The 20,463-nt window shown below is 47.7% G+C and carries 15 protein-coding genes and 1 tRNA gene; 6 read left to right on the forward strand and 10 right to left on the reverse strand.

The features are described 5' to 3' along the window. Positions 1-484: 484 nt before the first annotated feature. The gene (locus PJF56_RS03945; RefSeq protein WP_283761345.1) at positions 485-1,390 is read right to left on the reverse strand and encodes a lipid kinase; all 906 of its coding nucleotides are present in this window, start codon (positions 1,388-1,390) and stop codon (positions 485-487) included. A 79-nt stretch (positions 1,391-1,469) separates the two neighbouring features. On the opposite strand from PJF56_RS03945, the gene PJF56_RS03950 reads away from it, so the two are divergent. From PJF56_RS03950 to infB, 6 genes are all read left to right on the forward strand, one after another. Further along, positions 1,470-3,098, forward strand: a complete 1,629-nt coding sequence (locus PJF56_RS03950; RefSeq protein ID WP_283761346.1) for a transglutaminase-like domain-containing protein — start codon at positions 1,470-1,472, stop codon at positions 3,096-3,098. Positions 3,099-3,129: 31 nt separating this feature from the next. Continuing rightward, a complete protein-coding gene (locus PJF56_RS03955) occupies positions 3,130-4,614 on the forward strand; it encodes a hypothetical protein (protein ID WP_283761347.1) in 1,485 nt (494 codons plus the stop codon). 346 nt (positions 4,615-4,960) lie between these two features. After that, entirely contained in the window at positions 4,961-5,413 is a 453-nt protein-coding gene (gene rimP / locus PJF56_RS03960; RefSeq protein WP_283761348.1) for a ribosome maturation factor RimP, read from the forward strand. A 62-nt stretch (positions 5,414-5,475) separates the two neighbouring features. Continuing rightward, positions 5,476-6,846: a transcription termination factor NusA gene (gene nusA, locus PJF56_RS03965; protein WP_347179435.1), complete on the forward strand. Its 1,371-nt coding sequence runs from the start codon at positions 5,476-5,478 to the stop codon at positions 6,844-6,846. Positions 6,847-6,880: 34 nt separating this feature from the next. Further along, complete coding sequence (locus PJF56_RS03970; RefSeq protein ID WP_283761350.1) at positions 6,881-7,174, forward strand: YlxR family protein; 294 nt, start codon at positions 6,881-6,883, stop codon at positions 7,172-7,174. Positions 7,175-7,369: 195 nt separating this feature from the next. Next, positions 7,370-10,564, forward strand: coding sequence for a translation initiation factor IF-2 (gene infB, locus PJF56_RS03975; RefSeq protein WP_283761351.1), 3,195 nt, complete (start codon positions 7,370-7,372; stop codon positions 10,562-10,564). Positions 10,565-10,849: 285 nt separating this feature from the next. Here infB and PJF56_RS03980 read toward each other — a convergent pair whose 3' ends face one another. From PJF56_RS03980 to PJF56_RS04020, 9 genes are all read right to left on the reverse strand, one after another. Then, positions 10,850-11,596, reverse strand: a complete 747-nt coding sequence (locus tag PJF56_RS03980) for a hypothetical protein (protein ID WP_283761352.1) — start codon at positions 11,594-11,596, stop codon at positions 10,850-10,852. Between the two features lie 14 nt (positions 11,597-11,610). Then, a complete protein-coding gene (locus PJF56_RS03985; RefSeq protein WP_283761353.1) occupies positions 11,611-12,150 on the reverse strand; it encodes a hypothetical protein in 540 nt (179 codons plus the stop codon). A 202-nt stretch (positions 12,151-12,352) separates the two neighbouring features. Next, positions 12,353-12,919 (reverse strand): bifunctional adenosylcobinamide kinase/adenosylcobinamide-phosphate guanylyltransferase, encoded by a 567-nt coding sequence (gene cobU, locus PJF56_RS03990; protein ID WP_283761354.1) that lies wholly within the window; start codon positions 12,917-12,919, stop codon positions 12,353-12,355. 86 nt (positions 12,920-13,005) lie between these two features. After that, positions 13,006-13,608: a peroxiredoxin gene (locus PJF56_RS03995; RefSeq protein WP_283761355.1), complete on the reverse strand. Its 603-nt coding sequence runs from the start codon at positions 13,606-13,608 to the stop codon at positions 13,006-13,008. 160 nt (positions 13,609-13,768) lie between these two features. Continuing rightward, positions 13,769-13,842 (reverse strand) — tRNA-Met (locus PJF56_RS04000). Between the two features lie 88 nt (positions 13,843-13,930). Continuing rightward, positions 13,931-16,501 carry a peptidoglycan DD-metalloendopeptidase family protein gene (locus PJF56_RS04005; protein ID WP_283761356.1) on the reverse strand — a complete coding sequence of 857 codons (2,571 nt, stop codon included), beginning with the start codon at positions 16,499-16,501 and terminating at the stop codon, positions 13,931-13,933. Between the two features lie 444 nt (positions 16,502-16,945). Further along, positions 16,946-17,413 (reverse strand): tRNA (cytidine(34)-2'-O)-methyltransferase, encoded by a 468-nt coding sequence (locus PJF56_RS04010; RefSeq protein ID WP_283761357.1) that lies wholly within the window; start codon positions 17,411-17,413, stop codon positions 16,946-16,948. Positions 17,414-17,494: 81 nt separating this feature from the next. Beyond that, positions 17,495-18,631: a glutamate--cysteine ligase gene (gshA, locus tag PJF56_RS04015; protein ID WP_283761358.1), complete on the reverse strand. Its 1,137-nt coding sequence runs from the start codon at positions 18,629-18,631 to the stop codon at positions 17,495-17,497. Between the two features lie 13 nt (positions 18,632-18,644). After that, positions 18,645-20,420 (reverse strand): potassium channel family protein, encoded by a 1,776-nt coding sequence (locus tag PJF56_RS04020; protein ID WP_283761359.1) that lies wholly within the window; start codon positions 20,418-20,420, stop codon positions 18,645-18,647. Positions 20,421-20,463: the final 43 nt, after the last annotated feature.

The following is a 20,463-nucleotide window of genomic DNA, read 5'->3' on the forward strand; positions in this document are numbered from 1 at the left end:
GGTAATGGGTAATGGGTAATTGGTAATGGGAAAACCATTTTTCACGCTATAATCCCCATTTTTCAGGCTTTTCATGGGACAACACTCTCAAGGAACATTTCGATTACTGTACCTCATAACATCGAAAAACGCTGTATCAAAGAATTCGAGGAGTGCGGGCATCTTGCCCGCTTCTTAACAAATTTTCATGTCCGCTTGCGGAAACCGGACTTGATATGACACAGCTAAAAATGTGCATTAGCGTAGGGTGGGTTAGGCGGCTAAAACCTAGACTCTGACAGCAATCTATCAATCAGCCGTAACCCACCATTTTAGGGTTGTCACGGCAATAGTGCCTTGACACAGCTAAAATAGTGCATTAACGTAGGGTGGGTTAGGCGGCTAAAACCTAGACTCTGAGAGCAATCTATCAATCCGCCGTAACCCACCATTTTAGGGTTGTCACGGCAATAGAGTGCGATAGAGTGCGATAGAGTGCGATCGCCTAAACCCAGCCTTGATGAAGCGGTTGAGGCTTCGATTCCGGAATAAAAATCGATAAAGCTTTAGGAATAACCCGGAAGTGAGCCGGAGTCGTCGTCGTAAGTTCCCCATCCGTATTGATCGGCAAAGCATGGCGAGTGTAAACATGCAGTTCCGTACCATTAAGGGATAAAACCCCCGGCAGAGTATGATAGCGTCCGTGATAAATAGCAGGAAAAATAGCCAGAATCTGCCACCAATGCTCTAATCCTAAACTGTAGAGATCGAGGCGTTGATCGTCGATCGCCGCATCATGGGCGATCGCCATTCCCCCTCCATAATAGCGCCCATTACCAATCGCAATTTGAATCGTTTTCACCCGATGGGAGCGATCGCCTTCCCGAATTTCCGCATCAAACAAACGAGATTGGGCCAACACCTTCAGAGCAGAAAGCGCATAAGCAACAATCCCCCAACGGCCTTTAGATTGATGACTCAGACCATCCGTAATCTTCACACTCAAGCCCAAACTCGCCACATTAAAGAAATACTTCCCATTCACCCAGCCTAAATCAATTTGATGCAATTTTCCGTTGGCGATCGCCCGACAAGCCGCCGGAATTGACAACGGGATCTGTAGCGTTCGTGCCAGATCGTTAGCCGTTCCCATCGGTAAAATACCCAAAGGTCGTTGGATCTCCACCAGAGCATCCACCGCCCCATTCAAAGTCCCATCCCCCCCACCAATAATCACCAAATCCATCTGGGGGCCATACTCGCGAATCACTTGTGGTAGTTCTTGATAATTTGAAGGAGAAACCGCGCATAACTCAAATCCATGATGTTCCAAATAGGCGATCGCCTCCTCGCGAGAATGCTTTCCCCGTCGCGAGTGAGTATTAATCAAAAATAGCGCTTGTCTCGTCATAAATTTCCATTACAAGCAGAATATGCCTAATATGGTACTCTGAACCGATTCACACTACCGATTACCAAAGCGCAGCACAATGATTCACCGCACCATTCGACCCATAGGAGTTTACGATCTCCGAGGATTAGCCTCTTATGAGTCTAAATTACTTTCCCTAGACTCCATACGCGGTTATCTTCTCCAGATCGATCCCCAAAATGATAATACAACCATCCTCAACCCCAATGAACTCCCTGAAATCAAATATGCCAACGGTTTAGCCATTTGGGAACAAACCCTCTGGTTTACCCGCGATCACAGCGTCTACACCTGTTCCCTAGCAGATTTCCAACCCCGCTTATTTGCCACTTTACCCTTCCGCGCTGAGGGGATCGCCGTTTGGGGAACAACCGTTTACGTCTCCTGTAAGGAAGGCTGTTATATCCAAGTCTTGAACGATAAGGGACGCATGATTACCCAATTACGTCCCCCAGGAGTAGGAGTCGAAAGTCTAGCCATCCGCAATGAAGAACTTTGGGTCGCTGACAAGGAAGAACAGACCGTTTATTGTATGGATCGGGCCACAGGGGAAATTAAGTTTAGTTTTTTAACCCCCTTTGATAGTCCCACCGGATTATCTTTTTATACCGATCCGACCACTTCAGAAGAATTGCTCTATGTTTCCTACGCCAGCGAAAAACCCTTTATCCGTGACGATCCCAACTCCGATCCCCCCCTGGAGTTAGCCTGGCGCGATCGCACCTTTATTCATCCGCTTTACTATGCCTATAATGCCGACGGCTATTATGGTCTCTCCAACGGCTATCTGATCGAAATGTCCTATGTGGAAGAACTCTCTCCCCTCGATCCCCTGGAATTAAAAAACTTGCAATGGCGTATTGCTCTACCTTCAGAAACCGCGCGGCAAAAAGTCCGCTCCATCGAGGCGATCGGTGTAGACTTTACCGAAGAAATTCAAGATGGGCAAAAGGTAGCCGTCTTTAACTTTGACCACCTAAAACCCTACGAAAAACGCATCTTTGGCTGGAAAGCCTTAATCGAAGTTTACAGCATCAAATATAGCCTTGTCCCTCTCGATGTGGAAAAAATTCCCGCCCTAGAACCAGACTTACAACAGCGCTACCTCATTGATGATGATAATCTGGCCATGGAGACAGAAGTCGTCCGAGAAGCCGCTCAACAAGCAGTCGCTGGAGAAAACAACTTTTTACGGCGCATGATTGCCTTGCGTAATTATGCTTACGACAGGCTCTCCTATCGACTCACCACCAAAATCGAAACCCCCGATGTTGTCCTCTCCAGAGGGGCAGGATCTTGTGGCGAATATGTAGGCGTATTACTCGCTCTCGCCCGCTTAAATGGCATTGCCTGCCGTACCATTGGCCGCTACAAATGCCCCGCCAGTCCTGAATACAAAGGCGTTCCCCTAGAGCCAGATTATAACCATGTTTGGCTCGAATTTTATATTCCCAGTATCGGCTGGGTTCCCATGGAATCCAATCCCGATGATATGGAAGACGGCAATCACTTATCCCGGTTTTTTATGGGGTTAGCCTGGTATCATATTGAAATCGGCAAAGGCATTCCCTTCGAGCGCATTCGCTTAGATGGAAAGCCCGTAGACCGAGAACAGCTCTCCGTGGGAGATTTAGCCTTAAATCATGTCCGGTTTACCATTCTGGAAGAAGTAGCTCCCTCGTGCTGAGTGCCTTAACCGGTAGTAAAATAATTGCAATATGAGCAGTTTGGAACGTTTATCAAAAAAACAACGGGGCGCGATCGCTCTGTGGTATGAACGCATTATGGCGGCGATCGCCACCTTTAATTTAGCCCTAGTTGCCTTTGACATCAGTTATATCCAACTGCGTAACTTTTGGCTGCAAGGAACCATTCAAATTCCTTTCGTGGGCATCATTATTCAAGCCCCCATTCTCTCCGATTCCATCGATTCTTCTCCGGTGACAACTTGGTACGATCCCATCAAAGGCATCCAACCTAACCGAGATACAGAAAACTATTTAGAAGTCGTCAGCGAGCTACAAATACAGGCTCAGAAAACCGGGTATGGATCGACTCAATCTCAAAGCATTTTAACTGAATTGCGAGAATTAAGCGAACAAATGATCGATGAAAATCCTTTTCAGGGAGCCGATAAAAGCGGAACCTTGGAAAAGATCAAAAATCGAGCGCGAGATCATATGGGTGTAGAGTCTGCCAAAGAAGCCTTTAACCAATTTTGGACACCAGAAAACTTATTAAACAGTTCTGAAAATCCAGTCGAACTTTTTGATACAAAAATCGCTCCGTTAATGGCAACCAACTACTATCGCTCCATTGATGAAACCGGAGGATATACCAATCTATTTGCCGCCCTAGATTTTCCCTTTACTATTATATTCTTAGTCGAGTTCTTAGTTCGCAGTTTATACATTTCTCGCAAATACGATACGATTACCCTCACCGATGCCATGCTCTGGAGATGGTATGATATTGTGCTGTTTTTGCCTTTCTTTCGATGGTTGCGCGTTATTCCGGTCACCATCCGCCTACATCATGCCAAACTGATCAATTTAGAACCCATTCGCGCCCAACTGAGTCGAGGATTTGTGGCCACAATTGCCGGGGAACTGACCGAAGTAATTATTATTCGGGTCATTAATCAACTGCAAAATGAAGTCCGCAGTGGTTCCCTCGCGCGAGAATTATTTGAAGGAGCAAGCCGTGAATATATCGATCTCAATAATATTAACGAAATTGAAGCCATTACCAATCGCTTAACCGAAGTAATTATTTGTCAAGTCTTGCCCACACTGCAACCGCAAATTCAACAAATCATCAACCATAATATCGAGCAAGTAGCTGAAGCCACCCCCTTCTATCAAAACGTCAAAAATATTCCGGCATTGTCCCAATATCCCCATCAATTGAGCCAACAAATTTCTGAGCAACTCTCCCGGTTAATTGCTGACGGCTCTCAAAATCTCTATGAAGCGATTAAAAATGACCAAGTGGGGGCAGAATTAATGAATCAATTGGCAGAAAGTTTTGGTAAATCTCTCAATGCCGAATTGCAACAAAAACATACTACCCAAGAACTCGAATCTCTCGTGAACGACTTTTTAGAAGAATTTAAGATTAATTATGTGCAACGCCTAGGAGAAGAAGATATTGAGAACATTTTAGAAGAAACCAAACGTCTGGAAAAAGGCAAGAAACGTTAACCCCATGGGCCAGAAAAGCAGAGGCTCTAGCGTAGGAGCGAGAAAATAGATTATAATCAAGAGTAACTGTGCTTGACTGGGAAAGGTGACTGAATCTCCCCGATCCAGACTCAAGTGGGTTCGATCAATGCATTCAAGATTCAGCTTGGCATTGAAGATCGTCTATCCTTTCTCCTGAAACCCCGATCCCTAATCTCAGGGAGAGAAAATAGACGACTCACCATTGGGTGAGGTAATCTCCAGTCTATGGCTAGGGGCGATCGCCATAACGATCCTTCCCTAACCTCATCACAGACGCTTGAGTGGGAACTAACCCGCTTTTTTTTATGGCAGTACATGGTGTGTTATGGTTCATCCTTTAATTCCACAAATTCTGGAGTTGGCTACCCCAGTCGCCCAAAAACTGGGATTGGAAGTCGTTGGTGCGACCTTCCAAACCAACCAAAATCCGCCCGTATTGCGGGTTGATATTCGCAACCGCGATCGAGATACCGGGTTAGATGAGTGCGAACAAATGAGCCACCTCCTAGACACAGCCCTAGAAGAGAGTCAACTGATTACCCAATCCTATGTCTTGGAAATCTCCAGTCCTGGAATCTCCAAACGCCTAACCACAGACCGCGACTTTATAGCCTTTAAGGGATTTCCCGTGATCGTGATGACCGATCCCCCCTATAAGGATAAATCCCAATGGCAAGGTACGCTCAATCGTCGCGATGAAACAAGCGTGTATCTCAACCAAAAAGGCCGCAATATTGCTATCCCTCGCGATCGGATTCTTTGGGTTGAGTTTTGTTAACTCCCAACTTGACCCCTGATAGCAATCCCCAATTTACCTAGAACAAAGGACAAGAATTAACAATGTCAATGGTTAACTTGCCTGGACTCAAAAACTTAATTGAGAGTATCAGCAAAGAACGAAATTTACCCAAAACAGCAGTGCAAGCAGCCCTGAGAGAAGCCCTGATGAAGGGTTATGAACGCTATCGCAAAGCGCAACACCTCAAAACCTTTGAGGAAGACTATTTTGATAACTTTGAAGTGGAACTCGATCTCGATGAAGAAGGGTTTCGGATTCTCTGCACGAAGGTGATTATGGAGGAAGTGGATAATTTCGATCATCAAATTTCCCTCAAAGAAGTGCAAGAAGTGGTCGATGAAGCCCAAATCGGTGAAACCGTGGTATTGGATGTCACCCCAGATCAAGGGGACTTTGGGCGCATGGCAGCCATTCAAACGAAGCAGGTGTTAGCCCAAAAATTACGCGATCAACAGCGTAAGTTGATTCAAGAAGAGTTTCAAGACCTCGAAGGAGAAGTGCTACAAGCGCGAGTATTGCGGTTTGAACGCCAATCCGTGATTCTGGCGGTTACCAGTGGCTATGGACAGCCCGAAGTGGAGGCCGAGTTACCGAAACGGGAACAGTTGCCCAATGATAATTACCGCGCCAATGCCACGTTTAAGGTCTACCTGAAAAAAGTGGGATCGGGTTCCCATCGGGGCCCCCAGTTGATGGTTTCTAGAGCCGATGCGGGTTTAGTGGTATACTTGTTTGAAAATGAAGTCCCAGAAATTGAGGATGAGGTGGTGCGGATTGTGGCCGTAGCCAGAGAAGCCAATCCCCCCTCCCGTTATGTGGGGCCTCGAACCAAAATTGCCGTGGATACGTTGGAGCGGGATGTAGACCCCGTGGGCGCTTGTATTGGGGCGCGAGGATCGCGGATACAGGTGGTGGTCAATGAACTGCGGGGAGAAAAGATAGATGTGATTCGTTGGTCTCCCGATCCAGCGACCTATATCGCCAATGCTTTGAGTCCGGCACGGGTAGATGCGGTCTATTTAATCGACCCCGAAGTGCGCCAAGCCCATGTGTTGGTGGCCGAAGATCAGTTAAGTTTAGCCATTGGAAAGGAGGGGCAAAATGTCCGTTTAGCAGCTCGATTAACGGGCTGGAAAATTGATATTAAAGATGGGGCGCTTTATGATGCAACCGCCGAACATCAGAAAATGGCGGCGATTATTGAAGCTCGCCATGAAGCCGAAGGTCAATCAGAGGAAGCCTTAGAGGAATCTGCTGAGGAATCTTTAGAAGAGAGAATATCGGTTGAGACTCCGGTGGAAGATTCTTTAGATCCAGAGGAAGATTCCTCAGAAGTCGCAGAATTAGTAGAATTAGAAGAGGAGGATGTCATTGCACAAGAGGAGGAGGAAGAAGAGGAAGAGAACGCATAACCCCTAGGGGTTATGGTGAAGTGAGGGCAAGAACATGAAGCCGAATCAACGCCGTTGTGTCAGTTGCCGAAAAGTAGATCGCAAACAAGCCTTTTGGCGAATTGTCCGAGTTTATCCGGATGATGAGATCCAATTGGATGAAGGCATGGGGCGCTCGGCTTATTTGTGTCCCCAAGGGGATTGTTTGAAAGCGGCTCAAAAAAAGAATCGATTGGGGCGATCGCTCAAAGCGTCTGTTCCCCCGTCGGTCTATGAGAGGCTCTGGTCTCGTTTACAAGCAGTTGATGACCCCTCACATTCACAGCCGAGGCCAAAATCAGAGCCATAAAGGGCGATCGCTAATCTTCTGGATAGGAAATTTCTAAAAATCATAACAATCTCTCCAGTTGTTTAACGATTTGTGCAAGATTAAATAGAGAAGCGTAGATCGCCTCAGTGGCGATCGCTTCCGTCCCTGTAGTTGTCGTCGAAAGGCAGGCCACTATGTAAAACCCAGTCGATATCACAAAAGAGGCAAGTGTGGATGAACAACGGCAAAGTCAGAATATACGAGCTATCCAAGGAATTGAATTTGGACAATCATTACGTTTTAAATCTTTGCGACCAATTGAATATCACGTACAAAAGTCATAGCAGTACCATATCCGAATCTGAAGCAGAGCGGATTCGTGCTTGGGCTGAAAAACATCCCCCCAGCGAAACCTCACCAGGAAAACCAACTCATCATCGCTCCAAATCTCAGGGGAGCGAAAAACCCATTAAGAAGAAAAAACAACAAATCCTAGAAGTTCGCAGACATTCCTCTGAGACAGACAAAGGGACTCCATCAGCAACAGATGCACCCCGTGACACATCAGACGATGCCCTTTCCCTGCAATCTCCTCCGTTGCGACCTTCACCTGCGCTGAAATCGTCTCCACCCACTCCTCCCGTTGACCCCGATCCGCAACCTCAAGAACCAGAGGTTTCTCCCCGTCCACCGGAAAAAACCCCAGCTCAAGAGAGTACCCAACCCTCCTCCGAGTCACCATCTAGGGATACAACTCCAACCCCATCCATGTCTGATGAAGATCAAAAAACAGAACTGATTGGCCCTCCGGTGCGCCCAACTTCACCCACGAAGGTCGCCAAAACGGATGAGAACACTGCCCCAGAAGTCTCTGAGGGAACCGTTAGTCCATCCCCTGCGCCAGAGACCCAGCCGGCCAAAACGAATAAATCGCCTAAACCGCCGCGATTGAAGCGATCTGGAAACGGGTCGAAATCCGAAAGTGCTGAGACCAAGAAACCTCAAGGAAATAAGCCGATTATCCTCAAAGACAAAGAAAGTGGAAAAGCGGAAAAACCCGGTGGGGCTAAAAAAGGACAACGTTCTTCAGGATCGGGTGATGTAGTTGCCGTGGGCACGAAATCGAAAAAGTCCTCGAAACCCGATACTCAGAAAGAGAAATCCTCCGATCCTTTGCGCCCCCGTCCAGTGCGACCTGGAGAATCGACCAAGGGTAAAACTGAAAATTCAGATGACGAAGATCTCCAGATCGATCCTCTGGAAAACTCAGAACCAGAGGAAGAACTGGAATTGGAATTAAGACGGCCGATGCCTCGACCCACTAAAAAAGTGAAGAAACGGTCAGAGGAAGAAGAAGATGACGAGCGGCAAAAGTTGAATGCTAAATCCGGTAAAGGGGTGACCAAAAAACGCCGTCCTCATATTATTGAGGATGATTTAGACGACGATCTAGATGACGAGAGCGAGGATGGTGATAGCGCCACAGAAGTGAGCCTATCCCTGGCGCGTCCGGCTAAACCGAAAGGCCCCTCTACGTCCCCTCCGAAACCCACAGGAACTCCAGTCACCAAGAAGCGATCGCCCAGTCAACAGCGAGATAACAATAGAAGCCGACGGATGGGCAATAAAGGGCCAGAGAAAGCCGAGAAACCTGAAAAAATCACCCTCAAAGGTGAATTAATGGTGCGGGAATTGGCCACTTTATTGGCAGTTGCGGAAACCGAAGTGGTTAAACGCTTATTCAACAAAGGTATTGCAGCCACTGTAACCCAAACCTTAGATCTGGAAACAGCCATCTGGGTGAGCGAAGATTTAGGGGTAGAAGTGGAAACACCGGCTGCCGAATCGGAAGCGAAGAAAACCCAGATGCTCGAAGAAGGAGACTTGGAACATCTCCATCGCCGACCCCCAGTGGTCACGATTATGGGCCATGTGGATCATGGAAAAACTACGCTCCTGGATGCCATTCGCAAAACCAAGATTGTCGATTCGGAAGCCGGTGGTATTACCCAACATATCGGGGCGTATCATGTGGACGTGGAGCATGACGAGAAAACCCAGCAAATCGTCTTTTTAGATACGCCGGGTCATGAAGCCTTTACCGCCATGCGGGCCAGAGGAACCAAGGTTACTGATATTGCTATTTTAGTGGTAGCTGCCGATGATGGGGTTCGTCCTCAAACCATTGAAGCGATTAGCCATGCTAAAGCGGCCGAAGTGCCCATTGTGGTTGCCATTAACAAGATTGATAAGGAAGGGGCTTCTCCCGATCGCGTCAAACAGGAGTTGATGGAACATGGTTTGGTTCCCGAAGAATGGGGCGGCGATACCATTATGGTTCCCGTGAGCGCAATTCAGGGTGAAAACTTAGATGGTTTGTTGGAAATGCTGCTTCTGGTCTCCGAAATAGAAGAACTCTCTGCTAATCCCGATCGCCTGGCACGAGGCACTATTATTGAAGCCCATTTGGATAAATCTAGAGGCCCCGTAGCCACCTTATTGGTGCAAAACGGAACCCTGCGGGTTGGCGATGCCGTAGTCGCTGGAGCCACCATGGGTAAAGTCCGCGCCATGGTAGATGACCGAGGCGAACGAGTCGAAGAAGCCCTCCCCTCCTTTGCAGTTGAGGTGTTAGGTCTGAGCGAACTGCCCTCAGCCGGGGATGAGTTTGAATGTATGGCCGAAGAAAAAGAAGCGCGGGCGATCGCCAATTCTCGCGCGGCTGACCAACGGGAAACCCGTCTACAACAAGCACTCGCCTCTCGTCGCGTTACCCTCAGCTCCCTAAGTGCCAAAGTCCAAGAAGGAGAACTCAAGGAACTCAACCTCGTCTTGAAAGCCGATGTTCAAGGATCGGTAGAAGCCATTCTCGGCTCCTTGCAACAACTGCCTCAAAATGAAGTTCAACTGCGTATCCTTCTCGCCGCAGCCGGTGAAGTGACCGAAACGGACGTGGATCTAGCGGCTGCCTCCAATGCCGTCATTATTGCCTTTAATACCACCTTTGCCAGTGGCGCTCGTGCAGCCGCCGATCAAACCGGGGTAGATGTACGGGAATATGACATTATCTATAACCTCTTAGATGATATCGAAGGGGCAATGGAAGGTCTGCTCGATCCAGAACTGGTGGAAGAAGAACTCGGCCAGGTGGAAGTCCGAGCCGTATTTGCCATCGGCAAAGGATCGGTCGCTGGATGTTATGTGCTATCCGGTAAAGCCATCCGTAACTGTAATTTGCGGGTACTCCGTGGCCAAAACGTCATTTACGAAGGATTCCTTGATTCCCTGCGTCGGGAACGGGATGACGTAAAAGAAGTGAATGCTGGTTTTGAATGCGGCATCGGGGTGGATAAGTTCACCACTTGGCAAGTTGGCGATCTAATCCACACCTATCGCATGGTGACCAAACGGCGAACCTTGTCGAGCTAGAAGATAGAGCGGTAGACACGCGATCGTTCTGACCAGAAAAGTTGGGTCTAAAGTCCCGCCCTTCCAGGGCGGCTTTTTCCCAACTCCTCGTGTTATAAACATTGCGCTCTAATACAGCGCTTTTCGATGTTATGAGGTACAGTTATCGAAATTTTAAGGGTTGAGTTAAACTAGCGGGCAAGATGCCCGCACTCCCTTAATTATTTGGTATTACTGGAGTGGGAGCATCTTGCTCCCTACATTTTTAATTATGGTATTCAAGCGGATTTGATATCAGTTGGGGCATCAAACTGGTTCTTCCTCCAGTGAAGCCGTTTTCTTCTCGATCGCCAGAGGAGGACGCAGCCAGAAATAGACAACTAAACCAAAAAAGGGAATCAAGCGGGTAACCCACAGTATAGTTGGATTCTGCCATTGGCGGCGTTTCATGTCATCGCCAACAAGCCAAGATTGAAACAGGGAAAAGAAGAGTAAATCGATCGCAAAGGAATAAGCCAGGCGATCGCGACCAATAATCTCAATTAAGGCTTGCCACCGTTCCCCCATATCCCCAAATTCCGGTCTCGCAAACAGGGCCCAACTGAGGGAAAGAAAGAAAATTCCACTTAAAAATAGACTCCAACCGCGACTTTCTGTAACTTGTTCTAATCGCGATAAAGGGCGATCGCCCAATTGGGCATCTGTGCGTCTAATCCCTAACCAAGGCAAATAAAACACATTGGTCAGAAAGGCAATCCCCACTAAAAACGGAAACATCGGCCACCGTTGACCCCGACCATCCACCAAAAAGCCCCACAATAATAAAGCCCAAGCCACAACCCCATTAAATAAGCCTTCTAAGGCAGGATGTAAAACTGGCGCAGACTCCGGTAAAACCAGGGGAGTAATAAACCAAAAGTTTAAGCTTAAATCCCAGACTTCTTGCAGTAATTCTGAATTAATATGCAGCAAAGAGGGGCCAGGGGGCAGGTCAGAAAACAAGAGATAAATCACATAAACGAACCATATCGTCCAAATCAAAACTTTACTCATGACTCATTACTCAGTTAAGCCACCTGATGAGAACATTGACATTTAGGTAAGTTATCCAATAATTCACTGTTAGGGTTGCTGACTGGGGGAGGGGTTTCACCTGGCTCTAAAATAGCTTGCTCGGCAGGAATTGGTTTTTCGCTCGCTTGGGTCAGCCTTTCACCAATGCGACTCAAGATAGCCTGATTATCCACAGGCGATCGCGGTAACGGTAAATCCAAATTCGGCCAAGTTGAGAGATTAATACAAGGACAAGTTTTGCTCTCCATACTCCCAACAGTCATGGGAATAGGCATAACACAACGACAGCAGAGAATCATGTCCCATTTTGGGGTCAATAATTCGGCAATGGTTTGATCCGTATCTTCTAAATAACAGTCTCCAGAATCATCAGAAACTACGGTTTGCCAACAGTCTTCAAAGGCCTTACTGTAGCGATTTCCTTCAATAACAGGAGAAGGTGATAGACTCCGATCCCCATTATGAATGTAAATTTTTCGCCCTAATTGAAGCCAATGAGCTAAATATTTTTTAACTTCGTTTGCGGATGCCATAAATAATCTAACCTGAATACAGCTTATGAATTTTCACAACTGGGATAATGGGTTCATTCATTGTTTTTGTGGGAAGCTCACCGATCGTCGATGCTGCTAGTGAGGTTACACGAGCTGCTCACGTATCCCTATCTTAACCTCTATTCCCCGTACCCGATCCCCATCAAAAGAGGGAAATTCAACTATCAAAGGTCACAAAAGTCTAAAGATTGGGGGTTAACGGAGTCCCTAACACTTTTAAATTGAGGGCATAGCCACCTGTTACTAGGTATACGGGGTCTGCGATCGCTCCCACATGACGAATTAAGTTTCCCAGGCGATCGCGGAAGGTTCGCCCCAATGGATAAGCTGGAACTACACCCCATCCCGTTTCCTCGGCCACTAAAATCAGATCCGCTTGCGTTTGTTTGACCTGAGATAAAAACTGTTTCTCCATCGATAACCAAGCCTCATCCTCTAGCTCCAGACAGTTAGCTAACCAAGTTCCTAAAGAATCAACCAATAAACATTCCCCACACTCCCCCTCTTCCAGACACTGGCTTAACGCCCTGGGAACCTCCCTCGTTTGCCATTGTCCAGGTCTTCGCTGCTGATGTCGTGCAATACGCTGTTGCCATTCTTCATCCGTGGGATCGCGTTGGGCCGTAGCCACATAAACCACCGGTTTTTGACTCTGCTGGGCTAGGGTTTCCGCCCATTCACTTTTACCCGATCGCGCTGGCCCCGTTACTAAAATGACCGTTCCTGAACGGCAAGAATCAGTTGGCATGGTCAATTGTTCTCTTCCCCATACAAAACAACCAGGTACGCTTAGTGTACCTGGTTGATTCACTTCTGAAGTGTATTTTTTATATTTTATACAGCAGCGAAGTAAACTTTGGATTTAACCGGATCGGGGTTCATGGTTTTTTCACCCGGTTTCCAACCCGCAGGACAAACTTCATCGGGGTGAGATTGAACATACTGAATCGCTTGCAGCACGCGCAAAGTTTCATCAACATTGCGACCAAAGGCTAAGTTATTAATGGTGGCATGTTGAATCACACCTTCTTTATCGATGATAAACAGACCCCGGAGGGCAATGCCTGCATCGGGATCGAGGACATTGTAAGCAGCGCTAACTTCTTTTTTGATATCAGAAACTAGAGGGTAGTTCAGATCGCCAACACCGCCAGATTTACGGTCGGTTTGAATCCAAGCTAAGTGAGAAAATTCACTATCTACAGAAATTCCTAGGACTTCGGTTCCTAGATTCTTGAATTCTTCATAGCGATCGCTAAATGCGGTAATCTCAGTCGGACATACAAAGGTGAAGTCAAGGGGATAGAAGAAAATCACCACATACTTACCTTTATAGTCAGATAATTTGATCGTCTTAAACTCTTGATCGACCACTGCGGTTGCCGTAAAGTCAGGGGCAGCCTGTCCAACGCGGATACATCCTTCTGATTGAGTCATGTCTGCTTTCTCCGTTACATATTGTTACGAATCATATCATACTCATAGTCGTTATGACTCCTTTTTTTTGCCAATTTTCCCTAATTTCAATTTTCCATCCCATAAAAACCGCCTATATCCAGGGGACACAGACGATTTCGGAGACTATTGAATAGATTGATGGCTCGGGGCAGATTTGAACTGCCGACCTTGGGCTTATGAGTCCCCTGCTCTAACCAACTGAGCTACCGAGCCAAGATTGCAACTTTACCATTATAAACCAATTTTCACCAAAAAAGCAAGACAGATAGGGAAAAATATCCCTATCTGCGGATCGTCCAGATTAACGGTTGGGCAAATAGGCCATCGGGTTAACTGCACTCTGTCCAGCCGGATGGATTTCAAAGTGCAGGTGAGGGCCGGTACTATAACCGGTACTACCCATTTCTGCAATTTGCTGACCTTGGCGGACTCTCTGTCCCTTACGGACTAACAGACGGTTATTGTGGGCATAGCGGGTCAAGCTGCCATCAGGATGACGAATATCTACCAAATTGCCATACCCTCCGGAATTCCAACCAGCATAATCCACCACACCAGGAGCGGCGGCAAAAATTGGCGTACCAATGGGGCCAGCAATATCAATACCCCGGTGCATTCTGCCCCAACGCCAACCGTATCCAGAGGTGAAAACTCCTTGAGCTGGCCAAATAAAGCCATTCATGCGATCGCCAGGTAGATAGCGTTCACTCGGAGCCAACGGCGGAACTTCTGGGGAAACCATTTCTCCAATTGGCAACTTACTCGGATCGTAAGCATCTGGCCCCAGGGGAGCCACCGCTACATTTTGTACCCCTCCAGAAGTTGGAGCCGTTGGAGTTGGGGGAGCCGAAGGACTAGACGAGCGATATTGCTCCTGTAAGCGTCGTAACTCAGCTTCCAAATTGCCACTAGAACTAGAAGGAGCAAATTCAGGATTAACCGGTTCTACAGGCGCAGGAGAAGCCACTGGAGTCACTGGCTCTTCCACTGAAGTTGAGGGCTGAGTCCGGGGTAGACTCAAGCTCGCCGGTTGATTTTGATACTGTTGACGAAGCTGATTAATTTCCGTGGTTAACCCTTCCACATAGGTACTATAGGAGGAGGTATTGGCCTCAGAATAGCTGGTGAATTGCTTGGCAGATGACGAGCCATTCAAATCCATTAAAGCCACCGGTTGACGAGGATTCAAGTCAGCCGAACTAATCTGGGTAGTATTGTTCCCTGGAATTAGGGTCGTCGCAGTTGTCGAGTCTAAAGTATTGCTGTTAGGAATCTTTAGGTTTTGATTGACTCGAATTAAATTGGGATTGGTAATGTGGTTCACTCGGATTAACTCAGATCGCGTTACGCCATAGCGACGGGCGATCGAATCCAAGGTTTCTCCTCTCTGTACCTGATGGAGTCTAGCTTGAGGAAAACCAGAATTGTTCAAATTAAATGTAGAAGCTACAGGTGTCGAATTTAATGAGGGAATCGTCGGTAAATTCGGTAGCTCTGGCTCGGTTTGAGTTAAACTCACATCCACTGAGGGGATTTCCTTGCTCTGCTCTTTAGTCTGGGCAGAAAATTCCGAAACCTCACTTTCTGGCTCCGCCGTTTTCGAGGAAGCTTCAACTTCTTCTAAAGCTGGAGCCACAGATGTTAGAGGAGTCAGAGGTTGGATGGGTAATGTCTCAGTTGAGGGAATTGATGGATACTCAGTTAACGGTTTGGCTGTACCATCAAACTCCTGTAGGGTTTGCAGTTCTCCAGAGGATTTCCAGGTGAGGGAGGGTTTCACTTCAGTTGAAGGGATAACCGAGGATGAACTTTCAAAGCGAGGCAGGGCTAAGGACTGATTCACTTCGAGTTGATCCGGATTGCTCAGTTGATTGGCTTGAATCAGGGTTGATGAATCTACACCATGGGTTTGAGCAATGGTGTCTACTGTGTCTCCCGATTCAACCTGATAGAGTTCCAGAGTCACTTTCTCTGGAGCCGCTTCTACCTGTACTTTTGGCGCAGTCGCCGCGTTAACCGTCCAATTGGGATCAACGGTTGTGGCCGACTCAGGTATTGTTTGGGTCTGCCGATTTTCCCAAGAGGGCTTGACTGCGCCCACTGTCTCCAGCTTGGCTTGTGTCGCTTCCTGGGGAATTACCGATACCGATGGAGATGCCGATGGAACGGAAGATTCTTCTATGGAAAAGCTTTGAGCCTTGGGAGGGGTTTTTCCAGAGGGAAGAACGGTTAAGGTTCGGGAAGATTCTGGGTTAACTGACTCTAATACTTTTAAGTAGTTAACTGCCTCATCTAAGGCTGCCTGCTTTTGCTCTTCCGGTTGAGCCACGGGCATGTTTTGAGCTGAGTCTTCTGCTGGCTCCGTGGGCAGGACTAGGGGCGAGGACACTAGAGCCTCTGGGTTTTGGCTGAGATCCCTTGATTGCGGGGTCTCCTCCAACAAGCTTACCGGCGCGAGAGGCTGTGATGTGACCAGGGCTGAGGCTGGATTTAAGGTTTCCTCTGTCGTCACCCCTGTATCTCCGAAAATCACAGGCGAATTTCCCAGAGAACCAGGAACAGCATTGAACCCTGGAGAAGCTACTGTCGTTGCAATTCCATCACCGATTAAACTCGGTTGGGATGCTCGATCCGTAGTCTGATTGGGGTCAAGCGCTGCTGGTTCTGCTGCTCTAGCCGCTTGCTGACCTTCTGGGAATAATAGGTTTGGAAAACCCATGGAAATCGCAGCCAAGCCAATCATGGCTGCCGATGTACACACCCTGCGGTTGCTATCTGGTGAAACCTGCTTCAAAGAACCTAATTCCGCAGGCAATGCGGCGGTTGGAAGCAGAACCGATTGATTATCTTTCTGGGAATTTGCTCGTTTCAAAGAACGACCTCCTAGTAGACGAGCGCTTAACAGCGTCTGAGTTAATATAACCTAACTTTCGTGATTTGAAACACTGGAGTTAGTCGATCAAGATCACAGACAATGAATAGGCTTAGGCAAGATTACCCTGCTTTTTTTAATCTGACAACCATGAAGTTTTGTTTCAATGATTGTAGCTTTGAGTTGGGAAATTGTCATCCTTACTCTTTTTCTAGATTCTTTAAGGGTTTCGGCAATTGGGCAGACTATCCGGAAAGCGCTTATAGAAATTTCTTATTTAATTGTCCAGAATCTTATATATAACGCTTTCTTGTGTCACGTTTGCAGAGGATTCCTAGATGCTGAGGACCCTCCATGCCGATCGCCTCATTATAGTCAGAGATCTCTTCTGAAGGAATCAGGGTATGCCCCCCTTTTTTCGGAGAATTCAAACAGGGGCATCCCCTAAAGTCGATCCAGTTTACCCAGTTGGCGACGGGCTTCAAATAGCCCCAAAGCGGTACTGACTGAGAGATTCAGGCTCCGCACTCCGGGTTGATCCATCGGAATTTTGACTACACAATCACAATAGTGCAAGGCTTCTGGGGGCAAGCCTTGGGTTTCACTGCCAAAGAGGAGCCAGTCATTACTTTGGAAGGCAAAATGGATGTAGTTGGTAGTTCCGGAGGCACTAAAGCCGATGCACCGTCCTCCTTGAGCCAGTTGATGAGTGGTGAAAGTCTCCCAATCTAGATGATAGGTGAGATCGACGAAGGGCCAGTAGTCGAGTCCGGCCCGTTTCAGATAGCGATCGCTAATTTCAAAGCCTAGGGGCCCCACTAAATGTAGGGGAGTACGAGTTGCCGCACAAGTTCGGGCAATATTCCCGGTATTGGGAGGAATTTGGGGATGAACCAGAACCACCCTAACCATAACCCTTTATCGTATCAGGAATTTTAATCAAACTGAACACTGACCCAGCCTCAAGGGAAGCGATTATTGGTTGTACAAAGATTAAGCCACTAAGGGATGACAGAGGTGATCGGCCATTTCCTGTTCTTCTTGTTCAGTGTGAGCGATCGCCTGTTGCATCACCTGCTCCAGATTACCATAGCGTTGATATTCCTGTAACCAGCGTAAGCTCTCATTGCCCTGGCGCAAAATCTTTTTCACGGGAGAAAGAAAACAACTAAATCCTTTTTGTTTGGCAAAGGGCCAAACCCGATCGTAGAGTTCTTCTATCCACTCCCTGGCTAAAATTGAGCGTCCATCTTGCCAATGGGTTAACCGAGCCTCCAGACTCGACTGAGCCACCGCTTCTTCATTGGTAGCGGTTAGATCGACCAACCCTTGAGGATCGTCGCACAGCAAGAGGGGGTCTAAGCCTGGATCGGCGATCGCTTGCCATAACCGAGCCTCTAAGAGGGCAGTAATAGCTAAAAGGGCGATCGGATCGGTGACGAGATCGCAAATTCTCAATTCTAAACGATTGAGGTTATAGGGACGGCGATCGCCATTGGGACGTACCGAACTCCACAAATGGCGCACATTTTGCATCGTTCCTTTCGCCAACTGTTCCTGAGTCCAATCAATATAGTGGCGATGGCTTTCAAACAAGGGCACAAACTCAGGGGTTTGGGGAAAGACTTGCCAGCGCGTGGAATGGGAACCCGTCACCTGGCCATTAAAAAAGGGAGATGAAGCACTCAACGCTAGATATAGGGGAGCTTCTAGGCGCACCAAACGACATGCCCGCATTAATACTTCGGGGTCAGCGATACCCATATTGATATGAATACTAGCGGTGACCACCTTTGTACCATAAGTCTTTTCGATATATTCATGGTAAGGATTTTTGGGGTCAGAGCGATAAAAGCGATCGCCCCCACCCAAAGATAAGGTGCTGCCCGGAATCAGGGTATAGTTCCCTAACCCCTTCAGATATTGGCGCAACCGTTGCCGAGGCACAACCAGTTCGCACAACAAACTCTCGTAACGACATAGGGGAGCAGTGGTGTATTCCACATTGCGGCTATCGGGTTCGCGCACAAAACCATTGAGATCGGCCACAATGCGATCGGAAAGCCCCACGATCTCACCCTGGGGAGTCCCCGTGTACATTTCAATTTCAAAGCCTTTGGAGAGGAGCATATCCATTCCTCAATCATTCTTGTTCTAGCTTATAGCGATCGCCCTCCCTCCGGAAAGGATAGCCATTCCCCATTTCTGGCTCGGACGTACCTTGACTCCCCCGAATCCCCCCAGAAGAAGATTTTACCCGCCATAACTGATCCAGTTGGGTCGCTGGAATGGTCAAATACAAAACATCCCCAGGGGTTAACAAGGTCTCTAATAAATCCCAACTATGGACGACCTGATGATAATTCGTTTCCAAATACAGGGGCACAAAATCCGCCTGCATAGCCGCATCTTTCACCCGTTGGCCACAAAAGGGATGGCTGGGGGTAATTAACGCCGCCAGAGCAACCCACAAACTTTTACCCGTCATCCCATTACCCAAGATTCTCCCCCCTAGGGCAGCCGCCGCAAAGGAAGGAGCCGCTAAATCAATGGGACTGAGAACCGAGTCGAGATCGAAGACTTGTTGGAATAATTTAGCAAAATGGGGGTCTTGGTTTCGGACAATCACCGGTAATTTGGGCACTAAACCCTTACTGCTGAGGGCAATTTCCAGATTAATCGTATCATTGCTGGTTACGGCAAATAGGCTCTCTGCCCGTTGGATATTGGCCGTCTCTAAGGTGGTGGCTAAACAGGCATCACTCAGAATGACGGGCACTTTTAGGCCATAAGCAGCATTCAGAAACCGACACTTAGCATCCGGTTCAATGACCACCACTTCATAGCCTTTAGCGTGGAGTTGACGGACGATTTCCATACCGATACCGCCTAAACCACAAACAATATAGTGATTGCGTTGGGGAATGGGGGCAGTTTCTAGAAGTTTGCGGAATCGAGTTCCCAAAACCCAATCGTTGAGCAGAGCGTAGCCAATACCGATAATGCCTGCCCCCATTAGCATCATCAAGGCAGTGAACACTTTAATCGCAGCAGGGGCTTGTTCAGCCACTTCTTCTTGTCCCCCTGCACCGGTAATCATGCCCACGGAAAAATAGAGAGCATCGACAACAGGAACTTCCCAGTTGATGGTGGTATAGGTGAAAGTAGCCACCAGAATGGTTAGAAGCAGCAGTAGGGTAACCAGAACTGAGGATTGAAAATGTTGTTGAAATTGGCGTAAATAGGTGATGAATTTGCCAATTTTAGCCAAGATTGAGGTGGAGGAGAGTTTGGGACTCGGTTCAGTGGCTAGAATGAGGCGATCGCCGATTTGTAATTCCCGCTCTTGCATCACCCCAGATATTAAATCGGTTTTGCCATGGTGGGGCAGATAGTAAATCAGCATTCGATGGGGATTTTCCCACAGAGCTGTTAGGCTCGTTCCCAGCCAAGGATGATTGGCATCGATACATTCTTCGTAGATGGGCCAAGTTTGGTTGTAGAGTTTCAGTTGACCAATGGCATGATTGCCAAATGCGGCAAACATGAATACCGGTGCAGCCAGGGAAGACACACTCATGGTGGTGTGTTGGGGTAGAGTGCGATCGAGGCGATCGCCTAAATTCGTATTAAATAAGCGATTAATCACCCGAATCTGAGGATTTAAGATCCTCGCTTGCACCAAAATCGCCAAATTTTCCGCATCATCATTACTAGCAATGACCAAAGTGTCGGCTTTCACGATTCCAGCCTTCAGAAGAGTAGAGGCTGAACGCAAGTCACCCACAACAATATTGGTATTTTCGCCAGGAACCGGTTTGGTCGATATGCCAATCACCACAGCTCCCTGTTGTCTGAGCAGGGAATAAATAGTGTATCCAGTACGTCCAAGACCACAAACAATAATTCGAGGTTTCATATAAAGGTAGGGTATCACCGTCACGAGCTGAATTCAGCGGTGT

It is taken from the genome of Roseofilum halophilum BLCC-M91, from assembly GCF_030068445.1.
GTDB classification, from domain to species: Bacteria; Cyanobacteriota; Cyanobacteriia; order Cyanobacteriales; family Desertifilaceae; genus Roseofilum; species Roseofilum halophilum.